The organism is Streptomyces sp. NPDC085481 (genome assembly GCF_044541845.1).
In the GTDB taxonomy this organism is placed as follows: Bacteria; Actinomycetota; Actinomycetes; order Streptomycetales; family Streptomycetaceae; genus Streptomyces.
Genome location: NZ_JBITTJ010000010.1, coordinates 184,599 through 200,580, shown reverse-complemented (window position 1 = coordinate 200,580; position 15,982 = coordinate 184,599). Strand labels below are relative to the sequence as shown.

The following is a 15,982-nucleotide window of genomic DNA, read 5'->3' as shown; positions in this document are numbered from 1 at the left end:
GCGCGGCGGACGCACGGTCACCACACTAGGCCGCGGAGGGCTCCGACGGGCAGCGCTCTCCATCTCTTGCCCGAATGCGACCCGGCCACCCGTAACGATCTGGTATGCGCCGAACGGGTGAGCTTTCAGGGCCCGTTCGGCGGCTACTCCTCGACCGGGAGAGCCGCCTCCCGAGCGGCTTCGACACCCTGTTCGAGCAGCACCTGGAACCCTTCCTCGTTCAGAACCGGAACCTTCAACTGCATCGCCTTGTCGTACTTGGAGCCCGGGTTGTCACCCACAACGACAAAGGCGGTCTTCTTCGAAACGGAACCGGTCACCTTCGCACCAAGGGCTTGCAGCGACTCTTTTGCGCCATCCCTCGTGAAGTTCTGCAGGGTGCCGGTGACGACCACGGTGAGACCGTCCAGCGCACGCGGCCCCTGCTCCTCACCGGCACCCTCGTCCTCGAAGCTCACCCCGGCCGCCCGCCACTTGCGCACGATCTCGCGGTGCCACTCCTCGGCGAACCACTGCTTCACGGCGGCCGCGATGATCCCGCCGACCCCGTCGACCGCCGCCAGCTCCTCCTCGCTCGCCTGCTCGATCCGCTCCAGCGAGCGGAACTCGCGGGCCAGCGCCTCGGCCGCGACCGGACCCACATGACGGATCGACAGGCCGTTGATGAAGCGCGCGAGCGGACGGGTCTTCGCTGCCGCGATGTTCTCCAGCATCGCGAGCGCGTTCTTCTTCGGCTCGCCCTTCTGGTTGGCGAAGACCGTGACGATCTTCTCCTCGCCCGTCTTCGGGTCCCGCTTGGGCAGCCCGCTGTCCGGGTCGAGGACGTACGCCTTGATCGGCAGCAGCCGCTCGATCGTCAGGTCGAACAGATCGCCCTCGTCGGCCAGCGGCGGCTCCGCCGGCTCGAGAGGCCGGGTGAGCGCCGCGGCCGCGACCGCGCCGAAGTTCTCGATGTCCAGGCACTGACGGCCCGCCAGGAAGAACAGCCGCTCGCGCAGCTGTGCGGGACACGACTGCGCGTTGGGGCAGCGCAGGTCGATGTCCCCCTCCTTCATCGGCTTCAGCGGGGTGCCGCACTCGGGGCACTCGGCCGGCATCACGAACTCCCGCTCGCTGCCGTCCCGCAGGTCCGCCACCGGCCCGAGGATCTCCGGGATCACGTCACCGGCCTTGCGCAGCACCACCGTGTCGCCGATCAGGACGCCCTTGGCCTTCACCACGTCCTGGTTGTGCAGGGTGGCGAACTCGACCTCGGAGCCGGCCACCGTCACCGGCTCCACCTGCGCGTACGGCGTGACGCGCCCGGTGCGGCCGACTCCGACCTTGATGTCGACCAGCCTGGTGTTGACCTCCTCCGGCGCGTACTTCCACGCGATCGCCCAGCGCGGAGCGCGCGCCGTGGAACCGAGCCGGCCCTGGAGCGGGATCTCGTCCAGCTTGACGACGACCCCGTCGATCTCGTGCTCGACCGAGTGCCGGTTCTCCCCGAAGTACGCGATGAAGTCCCGTACGCCGTCGAGCGAGTCCACCACCCTGTTGTGCCGGGCGGTGGGCAGGCCCCACTCGTGGAGCAGGGCGTAGGTCTCCGAGAGGCGGGAGATCTCGAACCCTTCGCGGGCGCCGATCCCGTGCACCACCATGTGCAGCGGGCGGGTCGCCGTGACCTTCGGGTCCTTCTGGCGCAGCGAACCCGCCGCCGCGTTGCGCGGATTGGCGAAGGGCTTGTCGCCGGCCTCCACCAGGCGCGCGTTCAGCCCCTCGAAGGCCTCCATCGGGAAGTAGACCTCGCCGCGGATCTCCACGAGGTCCGGGATGCGCTCGCCGCGCAGCCGCTCGGGGACGTCGGCGATGGTCCGCACGTTCGGCGTGATGTCCTCGCCCGTGCGGCCGTCGCCGCGGGTCGCCGCCCGGGTCAGCCGCCCGTGCTCGTACGTGAGGTTCACGGCGAGGCCGTCGACCTTGAGCTCGCACAGGAAGTGGTGGTCGGAGGTGCCGACGTCCCGGGCGACCCGCTCGGCCCAGGCGGCCAGCTCCGCGTCGTCGAACGCGTTGTCCAGCGAGAGCATCCGCTCCCGGTGCTCGACCGAGGTGAACTCGGTCTCGTACTGCCCCGCGACCTTCTGGGTCGGCGAGTCCGGCGTCCGCAGCTCCGGATACTCCTCCTCCAGGGCCTCCAGGGCACGCAGGAGCTTGTCGAACTCTCCGTCGCTGATGACCGGCTGGTCCTTCACGTAGTACCGGAAGCGGTGCGCCTCGACCTGCTCGGCCAGCTCGGCGTGCTTCTCCCGCGCCTCGGCGGGGGCCCCCTGTTCGACTGCCACCGTTTCTCGTCCTCCCGATGCCTGAAACCCGGTCACTCTGGGTTGTCCGCGAGCGATCTCGCCGCCCGGGCGCAGTGGGCGAGCGCCTTGCGGGCGTACGCCGGCGAGGCACCCGCGAGACCGCAGGTGGGGGTGACCACGACGGACTCGGCGAGAGTCCCCGGATTCAGCCCCAGCCTGCGCCACAGCGTCCTGACACCCATGACGCTACCGCCCGGGTCTGACAATGCCCCCGAGGCCGGGTCCGTGGACGGCACCACTCCGGCGAAGAGCACGGTCCCGGCCTCCACGGCCTCGCCGATCGGCTCCTCGTCACGCTCGGTGAGCAACGAGAAGTCGAACGACACCCCGGCGACCCCGGCCCGGCGCAGCAGCGCGAACGGCACGCCGGGAGCGCAGGAGTGCACGACCACCGGCCCGTCGTGCACCGCGGCCACCTCGCGCAGCGCGCTCTCCACGACCTGCCGGTCGACGGCCCGGTGGGTGCGGTAGCCGCTGGCGGTACGGATCCGGCCGAGCAGTACGGAGGTCAGCGAGGGCTCGTCGAGCTGGAGCACCAGCCGGGCCCCCGGCACGCGCCTGCGGAGCTCCGCCAGGTGCGCACGCAGCCCTTCGGCGAGCGAGCCCGCCAGGTCCCGGCAGGCCCCCGGATCCCCCAGCGCCGCCTCGCCACCACGCAGCTCCAGCGCGGCGGCGAGCGTCCAGGGCCCCACCGCCTGCACCTTGAGCGGCCCCTCGTACCCCTGGGTGAACTCCTCCAGGGCGTCCAGGTCCTCACCCAGCCAGGACCTGGCCCGCCGGGTGTCCCGCCCCGGCCGGTCGCTGATCCGCCAGCCGCTGGGTTCCACGTGCGCGTACACCTCGACGAGCATCCCGGCGGTCCGCCCGATCATGTCCGCGCCGGGCCCTCGGGCGGGCAGCTCGGCCAGGAAGGGGAAGTCCTCGAAGGACCCGCTGACGGTCTTGGCGGCCTCACGGGCGTCCCCGCCGGGCATGGACCCGACGCCGGTGGCGGGGCTCCAGGGGAATGCGTTGTTGTCGCTCACCCGGGAAGCGTACGTGCCGCTCGGCCGGTGATCGCGTGCCCCCGGCCACCCCGCCCGCCCCCGTCACCGGCTCAGCGCCCCGGCCGGACCGACAGGTCGTTCACCTCGGCGTCGCGCGGCAGGTCGATCGCCATGACGATGGTCGTGGCGATCGACTCGGGGTCGATCCAGCGCTCGGGGTCGTACTCCTTGCCCTCCTGCTGGTGCACCTTCGCCTGCATGGGGCTCGTGGTCCGCCCCGGGTAGACGGAGGTGACCCGCACGCCGTTGCCGTGCTCCTCGGCGCGCAGGGAGTCGGCGAGCGCCTTGAGGCCGTGCTTGGAGGCGGCGTACGCGCTCCACTCGGCGTGGGCGCTGAGCCCGGCCCCCGAGTTCACGAAGACCACATGCCCCTTGGAGACGCGCAGTTGGGGCAGGAAGTGCCGGGTCAGCTCGGCGGGGGCGACCAGGTTGACGTTGAGCTGGTGGTGCCAGGTCCTGGGGGTGAGCTCGCCGACCGGCCCGAGGTCGACGACGCCCGCGACGTGCAGCAGGCTGTCGACCCGCTCGGGCAGGCTCTGGTGCGAGAACGCCCACGACAGCCGGTCCGGATCCGCGAGGTCCCCCACCAGCGTCCGCGCCCCGGGAAACTCCGCCACGAGCTCCTTCGCCCGCCCCGCGTCGCGAGCGTGCAGGACGAGCTCGTCGCCCCGCGCGTGCAGCCGCCGCGCGACGGCCGCGCCGATGCCGGAGCCGGCTCCGGTGATCACATGAGTAGCCATGGGCCCCATGCTCGCATCATCCGCGGGAGGCCACGGCCTCCTCCAGGTAAGCCAGGGCCTCGGCGCCGTTGTCCGCGAAGCAGACGAGGTCGGTGAGCGGGAGCGGGAGGAAGCCCTCCTCTTCCATGCGGCGGAACTGGGTTTTGAGGCCGTCGTAGAAGCCGGCGGTGTTGAGGAGGACGACCGGCTTGGTGTGCTTGCCGTGCTTCTTCAGTTCCAGGATCTCGGTGGCCTCGTCGAGGGTGCCGGTGCCGCCGACCATGACGACGACGGCGTCGGACTTGGCCAGCAGACGGGCCTTGCGCTCGGCGAGGTCCTTGGTGACGACCATCTCGTCCGCGACCGGGCGGGCCTTGGCGGCGAGGAAGTCGACCGTGACGCCGACCAGGCGGCCGCCGGCCTCCTCGACGCCGTCCGCGACGACCTTCATCAGGCCGGTGTCGGAGCCGCCCCAGACGAGGGTGTGGCCGGCCTTGCCGAGGCGGTGGGCGAAGTCGCGGGCGGGGCCGGTGTAGCGCTCGTCGAGGTCGGCGGCGGAGAGGAAGACGCAGATGTTCATGGGCTCCACGGTAGGGCTTCGCACCCGCGGCGGGACGAGGAGCCGGCGGAGGGCTGAGGGGGGCGGGCCGGGCGTCTGTCCGGCCCGCCCCACGGGCCGGCCCCTACGCCGGCTGCGCCGCCGTGCTGCGTACCGTCGTCGCGATGGTCGCCGAGCCCACCACGCGGGTGCCGTCGTACAGCACGATCGCCTGGCCCGGGGCCACGCCCCGGACCGGCTCGTCGAAGGTGACGGTCAGTTCGCCCGCCTCCAGGGTGGCGGTCACCGGGGTCTCGCCGCCGTGGGCGCGGAGCTGGGCGGTGTAACGGCCGGGGCCCTCGGGGGCGGTGCCGCACCAGCGGGGCTTGATGGCGGTGAGGCCGGTGACGTCCAGGGCCTCGGCGGGGCCGACGGTGACCGTGTTGTTCACCGGCGAGATGTCCAGGACGTAGCGCGGCTTGCCGTCCGCCGCCGGGTGCCCGATCCGCAGGCCCTTGCGCTGGCCGATGGTGAAGCCGTACGCACCGTCGTGCGTGCCGAGCTTGGCGCCCGACTCGTCGACGATGTCGCCCTCCGCCTTGCCGAGCCGCTTCGCGAGGAAGCCCTGGGTGTCGCCGTCGGCGATGAAGCAGATGTCGTGGCTGTCGGGCTTCTTCGCCACCGCGAGCCCGCGCCGCTCCGCCTCCGCGCGGATCTCGTCCTTGGTGGTGAGCGTGTCGCCCAGCGGGAACATCGCGTGCGCCAGCTGCCTCTCGTCCAGGACGCCGAGCACGTACGACTGGTCCTTGGCCATGTCGGAGGCCCGGTGCAGCTCGCGGGCGCCGTCCTCGAGCGTCACCACGGTCGCGTAGTGGCCGGTGCAGACGGCGTCGAAGCCGAGGGCGAGCGCCTTGTCGAGGAGCGCGGCGAACTTGATCTTCTCGTTGCAGCGCAGGCAGGGGTTGGGCGTGCGCCCCGCCTCGTACTCGGCGACGAAGTCGTCCACGACGTCCTCGCGGAAGCGCTCGGCGAGGTCCCACACGTAGAACGGGATGCCGATGACGTCCGCGGCCCGCCGGGCGTCGCGCGAGTCCTCGATCGTGCAACAGCCCCGCGCTCCGGTGCGGAAGGACTGCGGGTTCGCGGAGAGGGCGAGGTGCACGCCGGTGACGTCGTGGCCCGCCTCCGCGGCGCGGGCGGCGGCGACGGCGGAGTCCACTCCGCCGGACATGGCGGCGAGTACCCGGAGGGGACGGGGGTGGGGGCGCTGCGGCGGGGTCTGAGTCATAGCCCTACCAGGGTACGGGGCGGCGGGAACCACGGTCGCGTGAGTAAGCGTTCTCGATCACATGGGGAAAAAGGGCGGTGGCGGGGGCGGGAAGACGACCCGGGCGAAGAAGGGTCCGGGGCGGCGGGCCTTCCTGGTGGGCGGCGGGGTCGCCCTGGCCGGCACCGCGGTGCTCGCCAGGGAGGAGCTGGCCCGCTTCTGGTGGCGGCTGCCGGGGACCGAGCGCAAGCGGGTCGAGGGCGAGCTCGACCACAAGGGCGCCGAGTGGACGGCGGCCTCGCGGGCGAACTGGCGGCGGGCGGACCGGCCGGACGACTACGTCGTCGACCGGGTGGTCATCCATGTGGTGCAGGGCAGCTACGCCTCCGCCCTGCGGGTCTTCAAGAACCCGGGGCACGGGGCGGCCGCCCACTACGTCGTGCGCAAGGACGGGCACGTGGCGCAGATGATCCGCGAGCTCGACGTGGCCTTCCACGCGGGCAACCGGGACATGAACGAGCGCAGCATCGGCATCGAGCACGAGGGCTTCGTCGACCGGCCGCAGGACTTCACGGCGGCGATGTACGGGGGGTCGGCGCGGCTGACGGCGGACATATGCGCGCGGTACGGGATACCGGTGGACCGTGAGCACATCATCGGGCACGTGGAGGTGCCGGGGACCGACCACACGGATCCCGGGCCGCACTGGGACTGGGACGGCTATATGGCGCTCGTGAAGAAGGAGCGGGCGAAGCTGCGCTGAGCCGTGGTCCCGGCCTCGCCGGCGCCGCTCACCCGGGACCGGCCGCCCTCGTAAGGCCTGCCGCCCCTGTGAGGCCGGCCGCCCCGGGCAGGCCTGCCGCCCCGGGCGCGCTCAGCTCAGCCCCGCGGTCCTCGCCCGCTCCACCGCCGGGCCGATCGCCTCCGCCACCGCCGTCACGTCCTCCTTCGTGGACGTGTGGCCGAGGGTGAAGCGCAGGGTGCCGCGGGCCAGGTCCGGGTCGGTGCCGGTGGCGAGCAGGACGTGGCTGGGCTGCGCGATGCCTGCGGTGCAGGCGGAGCCGGTGGAGCACTCGATGCCGGCGGCGTCGAGGAGCAGGAGCAGGGAGTCGCCCTCGCAGCCCGGGAAGGTGAAGTGGGCGTTGGCGGGGAGCCGGTCGACCGGGTCGCCGCCGAGGAGCGCGTCGGGGACGGCGGCTCGGACGGCGGCGACGAGCTCGTCGCGCAGGCCGCCGACGGTGCGGGCGTACTCCTCGCGCCCCTCGTCGGCGAGGCGGCCGGCGACGGCGAAGGCGGCGATGGCGGGCACGTCGAGGGTGCCGGAGCGGACGTGCCGCTCCTGGCCGCCGCCGTGCAGCACGGGGACGGGGGTGTACTCGCGGCCCAGGAGCAGCGCGCCGATGCCGTAGGGGCCGCCGATCTTGTGGCCGGAGACGGTCATGGCGGCGAGTCCGGAGGCGGCGAAGTCGACCGGGATCTGGCCGAAGGCCTGCACGGCGTCGGCGTGCAGGGGTACGTCGAACTCGGCGGCGGCCTGGCCGAGTTCGCGGACCGGCATGATCGTGCCGATCTCGTTGTTCGCCCACATGACGGTGGCGAGGGCGACGGAGCCGGGGTCGCGTGCGATGGCCTCGCGCAGGGCGTCGGGGTGGACGCGGCCGTACGGGTCGACCGGCAGGTACTCGACGGTGGCGCCCTCGTGGGTGGCCAGCCAGTCGACGGCGTCGAGGACGGCGTGGTGCTCGACGGGGCTGGCCAGGACGCGGGTGCGGCGCGGGTCGGCGGCGCGGCGGGCCCAGTACAGGCCCTTGACGGCGAGGTTGTCGGCCTCGGTGCCGCCGGAGGTGAAGACGACCTCGCTCGGCCGGGCCCCGAGCGCGCTCGCGAGCGTCTCGCGGGCCTCCTCGACGGTCCGCCGGGCGCGCCGGCCGGCGGCGTGCAGGGAGGAGGCGTTGCCCGTGACGGCGAGCTGGGCGGTCATCGCCTCGATCGCCTCGGGAAGCATGGGCGTGGTCGCGGCGTGGTCGAGGTAAGCCATGGTGGTCCGATTCTACGAGGCCGGTCCGGCGTCTCCGGCGTCCGGCCGGTCTACGCCGTAGAGCGCGGCGGTCTCGGCGGCGACCTCGGCGATCAGGGTGCGGGCGGCGGGTGGGCCGAGGACCTCGACGGAGGGCCCGAAGGCGAGCAGGGGCCGCAGGTCGCCGAGCTCCGTGAGGGCCAGCTCCACGGTGGTCCACTCCCCCGCCGGTCGGGGCGGCACAGGGGCGGTGAGGCGGTCGCCGTGCAGGCGCAGGAACCGGTCGTAGCGGTCGCGGTGGACGCGCGCGGTGACGGTGACGCCGGCCGGCCGCCGCTCGACGCGGGCGCGCAGCTCCTGCCAGACCACGGCGAGCTCCACGCCCGGTCGGCGCAGGACCGGCTCGTCGAGGAGGTCCGCGCGCTGGACGCGGTCGGCGCGGAAGAGGCGGGGTTCGGCCCGGTGGTCCGCGACCAGGTACCAGACGCCGGCCTTCACGACGAGGCCGTACGGGTCGACGGTGTACGCCTTCGGGGCGGGCGCCCCGCTGCTGCGATAGCGCAGGGCGAGGCGGCGGTCGGCGAAGACGGCGCGGTTAAGGACGTCGAGGTCGACGTCGGGGCGCGGGCCGCTCATCCAGCGGTCCGGGTCGACCAGGATCCGGCGGCTGGTGAGCTCGGCGGCCGGCCGGTGCGGGGCGGGCAGCGCGGCCATCACCTTGCGCAGCGCGGAACCGAGCGCCTGGTCCAGCCCGAGGGCGGCGTGGGCGCCCTGGGCCGCCAGCACGAACAGGGCGCGGGACTCGTCGGCGGTGAGGCCGGTGACGTCGGTGCGGTAGCCGGGGAGCAGGGCGATGCCGCCGTGCCGGCCGCGCTCGGCGTAGACGGGGACCCCGGACGCGGAGAGCGCCTCGACGTCCCGGTAGATGGTGCGCACGGAGACGTCGAGACGCCCGGCAAGCTCGGACGCCGGGACGAGCCCCCGGGTCTGGAGCAGCAGAAGCAGGGAGAGCAGCCGGTCGGACTTCACCCGCCGGACTCTGTCACGTCAGTCGCGCGGTGCGCGTGCCAGCTGGCGGGACTGGGCCACCAGGCGGCCTGCGGTGTCCCAGACCTCCGCGTCCTCCTCCAGGAAGCCGCCCGCGAGGTTGCGGGTGGTGATGGAGACGCGCAGGGGGCCCGGGGCGGGGCGGCAGCGGATGTGGGTGGTGAGTTCGACCGTCGGGGTCCAGCCCTTGAGGCCCAGCTCGAAGGAGGTCGGCGGGAGTGCGTCGACCGTGAGGAGCAGCGAGAGCGGGTCGGGCTCGTGGCCGTCGGCGAGGCCGAACCAGGCGCGCATCTCGCCCTTGCCCGACGGCGCGCCGATCGCCCAGCCGACGCACGCCGGGTCGAGCCGGAGGTCGAGCCGCTCGGTGATCGCCGACGAGCCGGGGATCTGCGGGGTGGGCCCGTCGGAGGCGCTGAAGCACTGGTCGATGGGCGCGATCGCGGGCGGGGTCGCCGTCGTGCGGACCTCGCCCGGGAGCCCGTCGAGGTCTCCGTACGAGGCCAGGACGCGGATGCGCTCGACCTCGCTGCCGTCCTCCGCGTACTGGAAGAGGGAGGCCTGGCCGGTGGAGAGCGTGCGGCCGGTGCGGACGGTCTCGGTGCGGATGACCGCCGGGCCGGGGGCGGACGGCGTCAGGTAGTGCGCCGAGATGGTGAACGGGTCCGGGTGCGGCAGGTGGTCGCCGAGCGCGCGGCCGAGGAGGGCGAGGAGGTAGCCGCCGTTGACCGCGTGGATGATCGTCCAGCCGGCGGAGAGTTCGGCGTCGTAGACGCCGGGGGCGCGGAGGGTGACGGCGGTGTCGCGGTCGAACTCGCTCGTCGCGCCGACTGCCGACTCGCCGGCGGTCTCGCTCGTCGTCTCGATGCTGCTCGTGCTCATACCCGCGACGGTACAGGATTTAGCTACTGAGCGGTAGCTTTTTCGGGCTCCTCACGGGCGTTGGACCGCCGGTTCCACGCGCGCGGCGCCCGCCAGTGGTAGCGCATCGCGAGGAGCCGCAGCACGAACGCGGTGAGGACCGCGGTCCCGCTGGTGTACGCGTTGAGCACGTCGAAGCGGATGCACAGCACGACCATCGTCGCGCCCACGATCGCCGGTACGGCGTACAGGTCCCGGTCCCAGCGCAGCAGCGACGGCACCTCGTTGGCGAGCACGTCGCGCAACACACCGCCGCCGACCGCGGTCGCGAGGCCGAGCGCCGCGGAGGCGGTCAGGCCGAGTCCGTAGTCGTACGCCTTGGTGGTGCCGGTGACGCAGAACAGCCCGAGGCCGGCCGCGTCGAAGACGTTGACCGCGTTCTGGGTGCGTTCGACCTCGGGGTGCAGGAAGAACACGAGGACGGTCGCAACCAGTGGCATCAGGAAGTAGCCGAGATCCGTGAACGCGGCGGGCGGCACCGCGCCGATGATCAGGTCGCGGAAGAGCCCCCCGCCGAGCGCCGTGACCTCGGCGAGGACGGCGATGCCGAAGACGTCGAAGTTCTTGCGGACGGCGAGCAGGGCGCCGGAGATCGCGAAGACGAAGATGCCGACCAGGTCCAGGGCGTGCTGGACGGACGGGTTGAACAAATCGTGGAGCACCGCACCATTGTCCAGGTTGTTCCCGGCCGCGACGCGACGAGGCCCCGCTGCCGGGTGGCAGCGGGGCCTCGTCGCGCCTCAGGCGGCACGGCTCAGCCCTCCGGGTCCTCCGGGCCCTCGTCCGCCTTCGCAGGAGCCTCGGACTTCGCGGGAGCCTCCGCCTTCGCAGGAGCCTCGGACTTCGCGGGAGCCTCCGCCTTCGCAGGAGTCTCGGACTTCGCGGGAGTCTCGGCCTCGGCCGCCTGCACCGGCGCCTCCGGCTTCTTCGTGATCGTCACCTCGACCGACTCCCGCGCCGTCGGCACCGTCACGCCCTCGGCGTTCTCCGGGTGGTGGCAGGCCACCCGCTGGCCCGGGCGGAGCTCCAGGAGTGGGGGCTCCTGGGTCTTGCACACCTCGGTCGCCTTCCAGCAGCGGGTGTGGAAGCGGCAGCCCGGCGGCGGGGCGATCGGGGACGGGACGTCACCGGTCAGCAGGATCCGCTCGTTCTTCTGGCCGCGGCGGCGCGGGTCCGGGATCGGGACGGCCGACATCAGGGCGCGCGTGTACGGGTGCATCGGGGACTCGTACAGGGACTTGCGGTCCGCGAGCTCCACGACCTTGCCCAGGTACATGACCGCGATCCGGTCCGACACGTGCCGGATGACCGACAGGTCGTGCGCGATGATCACGTACGTCAGGCCGAGCTCGTCCTGGAGGTCGTCCAGGAGGTTGACCACCTGCGCCTGGATGGAGACGTCCAGGGCGGACACGGGCTCGTCCGCGACGACCAGCTTCGGCTTGAGCGCGAGCGCGCGGGCGATGCCGATGCGCTGGCGCTGGCCGCCGGAGAACTCGTGCGGGTAGCGGTTGTAGTGCTCCGGGTTCAGGCCGACCAGGCCGAGGAGGCGCTGGACCTCCTTCCTCACGCCGCCCTCGGGCTCCACGCCCTGGAGGCGGAAGGGGGCCGAGACGATCGTGCCGACCGTGTGGCGCGGGTTCAGCGAGCCGTACGGGTCCTGGAAGATCATCTGGATGTCCCGGCGCAGCGGACGCATCTTCGCCACACCGAGGTGCGAGATGTCCGTGCCCTGGAACTCGATCTTCCCGCCGGTCGGTTCCAGCAGCCGGGTGATCAGCCGGCCCATCGTCGACTTGCCGCAGCCGGACTCGCCGACGACGCCGAGGGTCTCACCGGGCAGGACCTCGAAGTCGATGCCGTCGACCGCCTTGACCGCACCGGTCTGCCGCTGGAGCAGGCCCTTCCGGATGGGGAAGTGCTTCTGCAGGCCGGTGACCTTGAGCAGGGGTTCCATAGTGTCGCTCACAGCTTCGGCGCAATCTCTTCGGTCCAGATCCGGTTCCGCTCCTCCTGCGACATGTGGCAGGCCGAGAAGTGGCGGCTGCCGGTCTCCGTCAGCTCGGGGCGTACGGTCCGGGTGATGCCGTCCTTGGGCACGTCCGCGTAGGGGCAGCGCGGGTTGAAGGCGCAGCCGCTGGGGACGTTGATGAGGCTGGGCGGGTTGCCCTTCACCGGGATGAGCCGTTCGGTCTGCTCGCGGTCGATGCGCGGCATGGAGCCGAGCAGGCCCCAGGTGTAGGGGTGCTTGGGCTCGTAGAAGACGTCCTCGGCCGAGCCGCGCTCCACGCACCGGCCGCCGTACATCACGAGGATGTCGTCGGCGATCTCGGCCACCACGCCCAGGTCGTGGGTGATGATGATGACCGCGGAGCCGAACTCCTTCTGCAGGTCGCGCATGAGGTCGAGGATCTGCGCCTGGACGGTCACGTCGAGCGCGGTGGTCGGCTCGTCCGCGATGAGCAGTTCGGGGTTGTTGACCAGCGCCATCGCGATCATCGCGCGCTGGCGCATACCGCCGGAGAACTCGTGCGGGTAGCTCTGGAAGCGCTTGGCAGGCTCGGGGATGCCCACCCGGTCGAGGAGTTCGACGGCCCGCTTGCGGGCGGTCTTCTTGTCGACGTCGTGGTGGACCCGGTAGGCCTCCACGATCTGGTGGCCGACCGTGTAGTACGGGTGCATCGCGGACAGCGGGTCCTGGAAGATCATCGCCATCTCGCGGCCGCGCAGCTTGCGCACGGTGTCCGCGTCGGCGGAGAGCAGCTCCTGCCCGTTGAGCCAGATCTCGCCGGAGATCCGCGCCTTCTGCCGGCCGTACTGGCCGACGGTGTGCAGACCCATGATGCCGAGCGAGGTGACCGACTTGCCGGAGCCGGACTCGCCCACGATGCCGAGGGTCTTGCCCTTCTCCAGCTGGAAGCTGAGGCCGTCGACCGACTTCACCACACCGTCGTCGGTCGGGAAGTGGATCTTCAGGTCGCGTACGTCGAGGAAGGCGTCGGACGGCGCCTGCTTCCCGGACGCGACCGGCTCGCCCAGGGCGGCGCCGGTCTTCACGAGCTTGTCGGTCATGCCAGCCTCACTCGGGGGTCGATCACTGCGTAGAGAAGGTCCACCACGAGGTTCGCGACGACGACACAGGCGGCGGTGATGAGCGTGACGGCCAGGATGATCGGCAGATCGCGCTCGCTCACTCCCTTGATGGCCAGCCCGCCGAGGCCGTGCAGGTTGAACGCGGTCTCGGTCAGGATCGCGCCGCCGACGAGGGCGCCGAGGTCCATGCCGAAGATGGTCAGGATCGGGGTCATGGTGGAGCGCATGGCGTGCTTGCCGAGCACGACCGGCTCCGGCAGGCCCTTGGCCCGTGCGGTACGGATGTAGTCCTCGTTGAGGACCTCCAGCATGGTGGCGCGGGTGAGCCGCGCGTACATCGCCGCGTACAGGAAGGCGAGGGTCACCCAGGGCAGCAGCAGGCCGCCGAACCAGCCGCCGAAGGACTCGCCGATCGGTACGTACGACGCGTCGAGCCAGCCCAGCTGGGTGCGGAAGACGAGCATCGCCAGCATGGCGGTGAAGAAGATGGGGAGCGAGACACCGGCGAGCGCGGTGATCATCGCCACGCGGTCGACCATCGTGCCCCGCTTGAGCGCGGAGACGACACCGGTGGAGACGCCCAGGAGCAGCCACAGCACGGCGGCGCCGATGACCATGGACAGGGTGACCGGGAAGGCGTCGACCAGCATGGACGAGACGTCCTGCTCGGTGCGGAACGAGTAGCCGAAGCACGGCATCGCGCAGTGGATGGTCTCGCCGCCGCCGGTGTAGTCGCGGCCGACGAAGATGCCGGAGACGAAGTGCCAGAACTGCACCAGGAGCGGCTCGTCCAGGCCCAGCTTCTGCCGGATGCCCTCGATGGAAGCCGGATCCGCCTGCTTGCCGACGAACATCGCGGCAGGGTCACTGCCGGTCATCTTGGGGATGAGGAAGAAGATGCTGAGCGTCACCAGGGTGACGACGAGCAGCATCACGACGACGGCGAAGAGCCGTCGGACTATGTATGCAAGCATGCGGTCGGCCGGTCGGCGGCCGGGGAACCCGATCGGGTTCCCCGGCCGCCGCGCACGGCCATCACCTGCCCTTCGGACCTAGCGGCGGGTGCGCCGTTGGAGCGAGTTGACGGAGACGGGAGACTCGGCTGACGTGACGCCGGGTTACTTGACGACGCCGAGCGACGCGTAGTCGTAACGGCCGTTGTAGGCGTCGGCCGTGTAGACGTTGGTCAGGCGCGAGCTACGCCAGATGATGTTCTTCTCGTGGGTGAAGGGCAGGTAGACCGCGGCCTCCGAGACCTTCGTGTTGATCTGCTTGTACAGCTCGCCGGCCTTGGTCGGGTCGGTCTCCTTCAGCGCCTGGTCGAACAGGCCGTTGACGGCCGGGTCGTTCAGCTCGGAGAAGTTGTTGTTGCCGCTCTGCAGGATGAAGCGACCGTCGACGAGCGGCTGCAGGAAGCCCTGGCCGGTCGGGAAGTCGGCGCCCCAGCCCATGATGATGATGCCGTAGCCCTTCTCCTTGACCACCTTCGGCGAACCGATGATGCCGGAGGTCTGGGCGCCGTCGAACTGGTCGATCTGGGCGTCGATGCCGACGGCCTTCAGCGACTGCTGCAGCGACTCGGCGGTGGCGATCTCGATCTTCTTGTTGTTGCGGACCGCGATCGTGGTCTTGAAGCCGTTCGGCTTACCGCACTTCTTCAGCGCCTCCCTGGCCTTGGCCAGGTCCGGGGCGCCCCCGAGCTTGCCGTACGGGTCGGCCTTCGGGTCGGCACCCTTGATCGCCGGCGGCAGCATGTTGGAGGCGATGTCGCCACCGGCCTGCGGGCCGCCGCGGGCGGTCTGGAGGGACTTGGAGTCGGCCGCGTAGATGATCGCCTTGCGGCACTCGACGTTCGGGATCACCGTCTGCGGGAAGACCGCGTAGCGGATGAAGCCGGTCTGCGGGTTGTCCGCGTTCTCCTTGTGCTGCTGGAGCACCTTGGCGCGCGCGGAGGCGCCGACGCCCGTCGCGTTGATGTCGAGGTCGTACTCGCCCTCGATCAGACGGTTGTCCATGTCGTCGGCGTTCGTGGTGAACGTGACGCTGATCTTGTCCGGCAGGGCCTTGCGGATGGTGTCGGTCTTCGCGTCCCACTTGTCGTTGCGGACGAGCTTGATCGACTTGTTCGGCTGGTAGGACTGCCACTTGTACGGGCCGGAGGAGAACGGCTTCAGGCCGTACTTGGCCTTGGTGTCCATGTCCTGGCGGACCGGGGAGGCGGCGGGCATGGCCAGCATCTGCAGGAAGTCACCGTTGGCGACCGGCAGCTTGAAGATGATGGTCTTGTCGTCCGGGGTCTCGATCGCCTTGAGGCCGAGCTTGTCCGCGGCGGTGTCCTTGTACGGGCCCGGGTACTCCTTCTTCGGGTCCAGGACCTGCTGGAGGTAGATCGGGCCGCCGGAGATGACGTCCTGGGCCCAGATGCGCTCGATGCCGTACTTGATGTCCTTGGAGGTGATCGGCTTGCCGTCCTCCCAGGTCACCCCGTCCTTCAGCGTGAAGGTGTAGGTCAGGCCGTCGGGCGAGACCTTGCCGCTGTCGGTGGCGAGGTCGCCGACCAGCTCGGTGGACTCGGCGCCCGGGGCGGCCTTGAAGGAGACCAGCTGACGCGTGTAGTAGCGCGCGAAGTCCCACACGAAGCCGTAGTAGCCGCGCTGCGGGTCCCAGTTGTCGGCCTCCTGCGAGCCGATGAACTTCAGCTCGCCGCCCTTCTTGTCGGAGGGGTTGGCGATCTTGTTCACGGCGGCGTTGAAGCCGGCCGCGCCCCCCTTGCCCTTGCCGCCACTGTCGCCGTTGCTACCGCCACAGGCCGTGGTGACGACCATCGTGGCGGCCGCGAGCAGCGCGCCCGCGGCGATTCTGCGCCTCTGGGAGCTGTTCAGAGTCATGGTCGAGCAACCTCCGAAGTAGTGGCGGCCGTTACGGTGGTCCGCCGTTGGGGGATGTGCCTCCTGTCGACAGCGGCAGGGGCTGGTCTTGCGGTTAACGGCGTACG

14 protein-coding genes are annotated in these 15,982 nt (G+C 71.4%); 1 reads left to right on the top strand and 13 read right to left on the bottom strand.

The annotated features are described in order from the left end of the window. Positions 1–143: 143 nt before the first annotated feature. The 5 genes from ligA to mnmA form a co-directional block, all read right to left on the bottom strand. Positions 144–2,321, bottom strand: a complete 2,178-nt coding sequence (gene ligA, locus ACIGEZ_RS22060; RefSeq protein WP_399833580.1) for an NAD-dependent DNA ligase LigA — start codon at positions 2,319–2,321, stop codon at positions 144–146. A 32-nt stretch (positions 2,322–2,353) separates the two neighbouring features. Then, positions 2,354–3,316 carry a methionine synthase gene (locus ACIGEZ_RS22055; RefSeq protein ID WP_399833745.1) on the bottom strand — a complete coding sequence of 321 codons (963 nt, stop codon included), beginning with the start codon at positions 3,314–3,316 and terminating at the stop codon, positions 2,354–2,356. Positions 3,317–3,438: 122 nt separating this feature from the next. Then, positions 3,439–4,137: an SDR family oxidoreductase gene (locus ACIGEZ_RS22050; protein WP_399833578.1), complete on the bottom strand. Its 699-nt coding sequence runs from the start codon at positions 4,135–4,137 to the stop codon at positions 3,439–3,441. Positions 4,138–4,144: 7 nt separating this feature from the next. Then, a complete protein-coding gene (locus ACIGEZ_RS22045) occupies positions 4,145–4,687 on the bottom strand; it encodes a TIGR00730 family Rossman fold protein (protein ID WP_399833576.1) in 543 nt (180 codons plus the stop codon). 103 nt (positions 4,688–4,790) lie between these two features. Then, the gene (mnmA, locus tag ACIGEZ_RS22040; RefSeq protein ID WP_399833574.1) at positions 4,791–5,933 is read right to left on the bottom strand and encodes a tRNA 2-thiouridine(34) synthase MnmA; all 1,143 of its coding nucleotides are present in this window, start codon (positions 5,931–5,933) and stop codon (positions 4,791–4,793) included. A 61-nt stretch (positions 5,934–5,994) separates the two neighbouring features. Between mnmA and ACIGEZ_RS22035 the strand changes: the two genes are divergently transcribed. Then, positions 5,995–6,675: an N-acetylmuramoyl-L-alanine amidase gene (locus ACIGEZ_RS22035; protein WP_399833572.1), complete on the top strand. Its 681-nt coding sequence runs from the start codon at positions 5,995–5,997 to the stop codon at positions 6,673–6,675. Positions 6,676–6,786: 111 nt separating this feature from the next. On the opposite strand, the gene ACIGEZ_RS22030 is transcribed toward ACIGEZ_RS22035, so the two are convergent. The 8 genes from ACIGEZ_RS22030 to ACIGEZ_RS21995 all read right to left on the bottom strand — a co-directional run bounded on the left by ACIGEZ_RS22030 (position 6,787) and on the right by ACIGEZ_RS21995 (position 15,875). Then, positions 6,787–7,950: a cysteine desulfurase family protein gene (locus ACIGEZ_RS22030; RefSeq protein ID WP_399833570.1), complete on the bottom strand. Its 1,164-nt coding sequence runs from the start codon at positions 7,948–7,950 to the stop codon at positions 6,787–6,789. 12 nt (positions 7,951–7,962) lie between these two features. Beyond that, positions 7,963–8,958, bottom strand: a complete 996-nt coding sequence (locus tag ACIGEZ_RS22025; RefSeq protein ID WP_399833568.1) for a helix-turn-helix transcriptional regulator — start codon at positions 8,956–8,958, stop codon at positions 7,963–7,965. 18 nt (positions 8,959–8,976) lie between these two features. Further along, complete coding sequence (locus tag ACIGEZ_RS22020; protein WP_399833566.1) at positions 8,977–9,855, bottom strand: thioesterase family protein; 879 nt, start codon at positions 9,853–9,855, stop codon at positions 8,977–8,979. Between the two features lie 23 nt (positions 9,856–9,878). Then, entirely contained in the window at positions 9,879–10,556 is a 678-nt protein-coding gene (locus tag ACIGEZ_RS22015) for a trimeric intracellular cation channel family protein (protein ID WP_399833564.1), read from the bottom strand. Between the two features lie 92 nt (positions 10,557–10,648). Continuing rightward, on the bottom strand, positions 10,649–11,851 hold the full coding sequence (locus ACIGEZ_RS22010; RefSeq protein ID WP_399833743.1) for an ABC transporter ATP-binding protein: 1,203 nt from the start codon (positions 11,849–11,851) through the stop codon (positions 10,649–10,651). An 8-nt stretch (positions 11,852–11,859) separates the two neighbouring features. After that, positions 11,860–12,966 carry an ABC transporter ATP-binding protein gene (locus tag ACIGEZ_RS22005; RefSeq protein WP_399833562.1) on the bottom strand — a complete coding sequence of 369 codons (1,107 nt, stop codon included), beginning with the start codon at positions 12,964–12,966 and terminating at the stop codon, positions 11,860–11,862. Continuing rightward, entirely contained in the window at positions 12,963–13,961 is a 999-nt protein-coding gene (locus ACIGEZ_RS22000; protein WP_399833560.1) for an ABC transporter permease, read from the bottom strand. Before ACIGEZ_RS22000 ends, ACIGEZ_RS22005 begins: the two co-directional genes overlap by 4 nt. A gap of 144 nt (positions 13,962–14,105) precedes the next feature. Continuing rightward, the gene (locus ACIGEZ_RS21995; protein WP_399833558.1) at positions 14,106–15,875 is read right to left on the bottom strand and encodes an ABC transporter substrate-binding protein; all 1,770 of its coding nucleotides are present in this window, start codon (positions 15,873–15,875) and stop codon (positions 14,106–14,108) included. Positions 15,876–15,982: the final 107 nt, after the last annotated feature.

Coding starts and splice junctions, on each gene's coding strand:
- ACIGEZ_RS22035 (WP_399833572.1), top strand. CDS start 5,995: ATGGGGAAAAAGGGCGGTGGCGGGGGCGGGAAGACGACCCGGGCGAAG.
- ACIGEZ_RS22020 (WP_399833566.1), bottom strand. CDS start 9,855: ATGAGCACGAGCAGCATCGAGACGACGAGCGAGACCGCCGGCGAGTCG.
- ACIGEZ_RS22030 (WP_399833570.1), bottom strand. CDS start 7,950: ATGGCTTACCTCGACCACGCCGCGACCACGCCCATGCTTCCCGAGGCG.
- ACIGEZ_RS22050 (WP_399833578.1), bottom strand. CDS start 4,137: ATGGGGCCCATGGCTACTCATGTGATCACCGGAGCCGGCTCCGGCATC.
- ACIGEZ_RS21995 (WP_399833558.1), bottom strand. CDS start 15,875: ATGACTCTGAACAGCTCCCAGAGGCGCAGAATCGCCGCGGGCGCGCTG.
- ACIGEZ_RS22005 (WP_399833562.1), bottom strand. CDS start 12,966: ATGACCGACAAGCTCGTGAAGACCGGCGCCGCCCTGGGCGAGCCGGTC.
- ACIGEZ_RS22055 (WP_399833745.1), bottom strand. CDS start 3,316: ATGCCCGGCGGGGACGCCCGTGAGGCCGCCAAGACCGTCAGCGGGTCC.
- mnmA (WP_399833574.1), bottom strand. CDS start 5,933: ATGACTCAGACCCCGCCGCAGCGCCCCCACCCCCGTCCCCTCCGGGTA.
- ACIGEZ_RS22045 (WP_399833576.1), bottom strand. CDS start 4,687: ATGAACATCTGCGTCTTCCTCTCCGCCGCCGACCTCGACGAGCGCTAC.
- ACIGEZ_RS22010 (WP_399833743.1), bottom strand. CDS start 11,851: ATGGAACCCCTGCTCAAGGTCACCGGCCTGCAGAAGCACTTCCCCATC.
- ACIGEZ_RS22000 (WP_399833560.1), bottom strand. CDS start 13,961: ATGCTTGCATACATAGTCCGACGGCTCTTCGCCGTCGTCGTGATGCTG.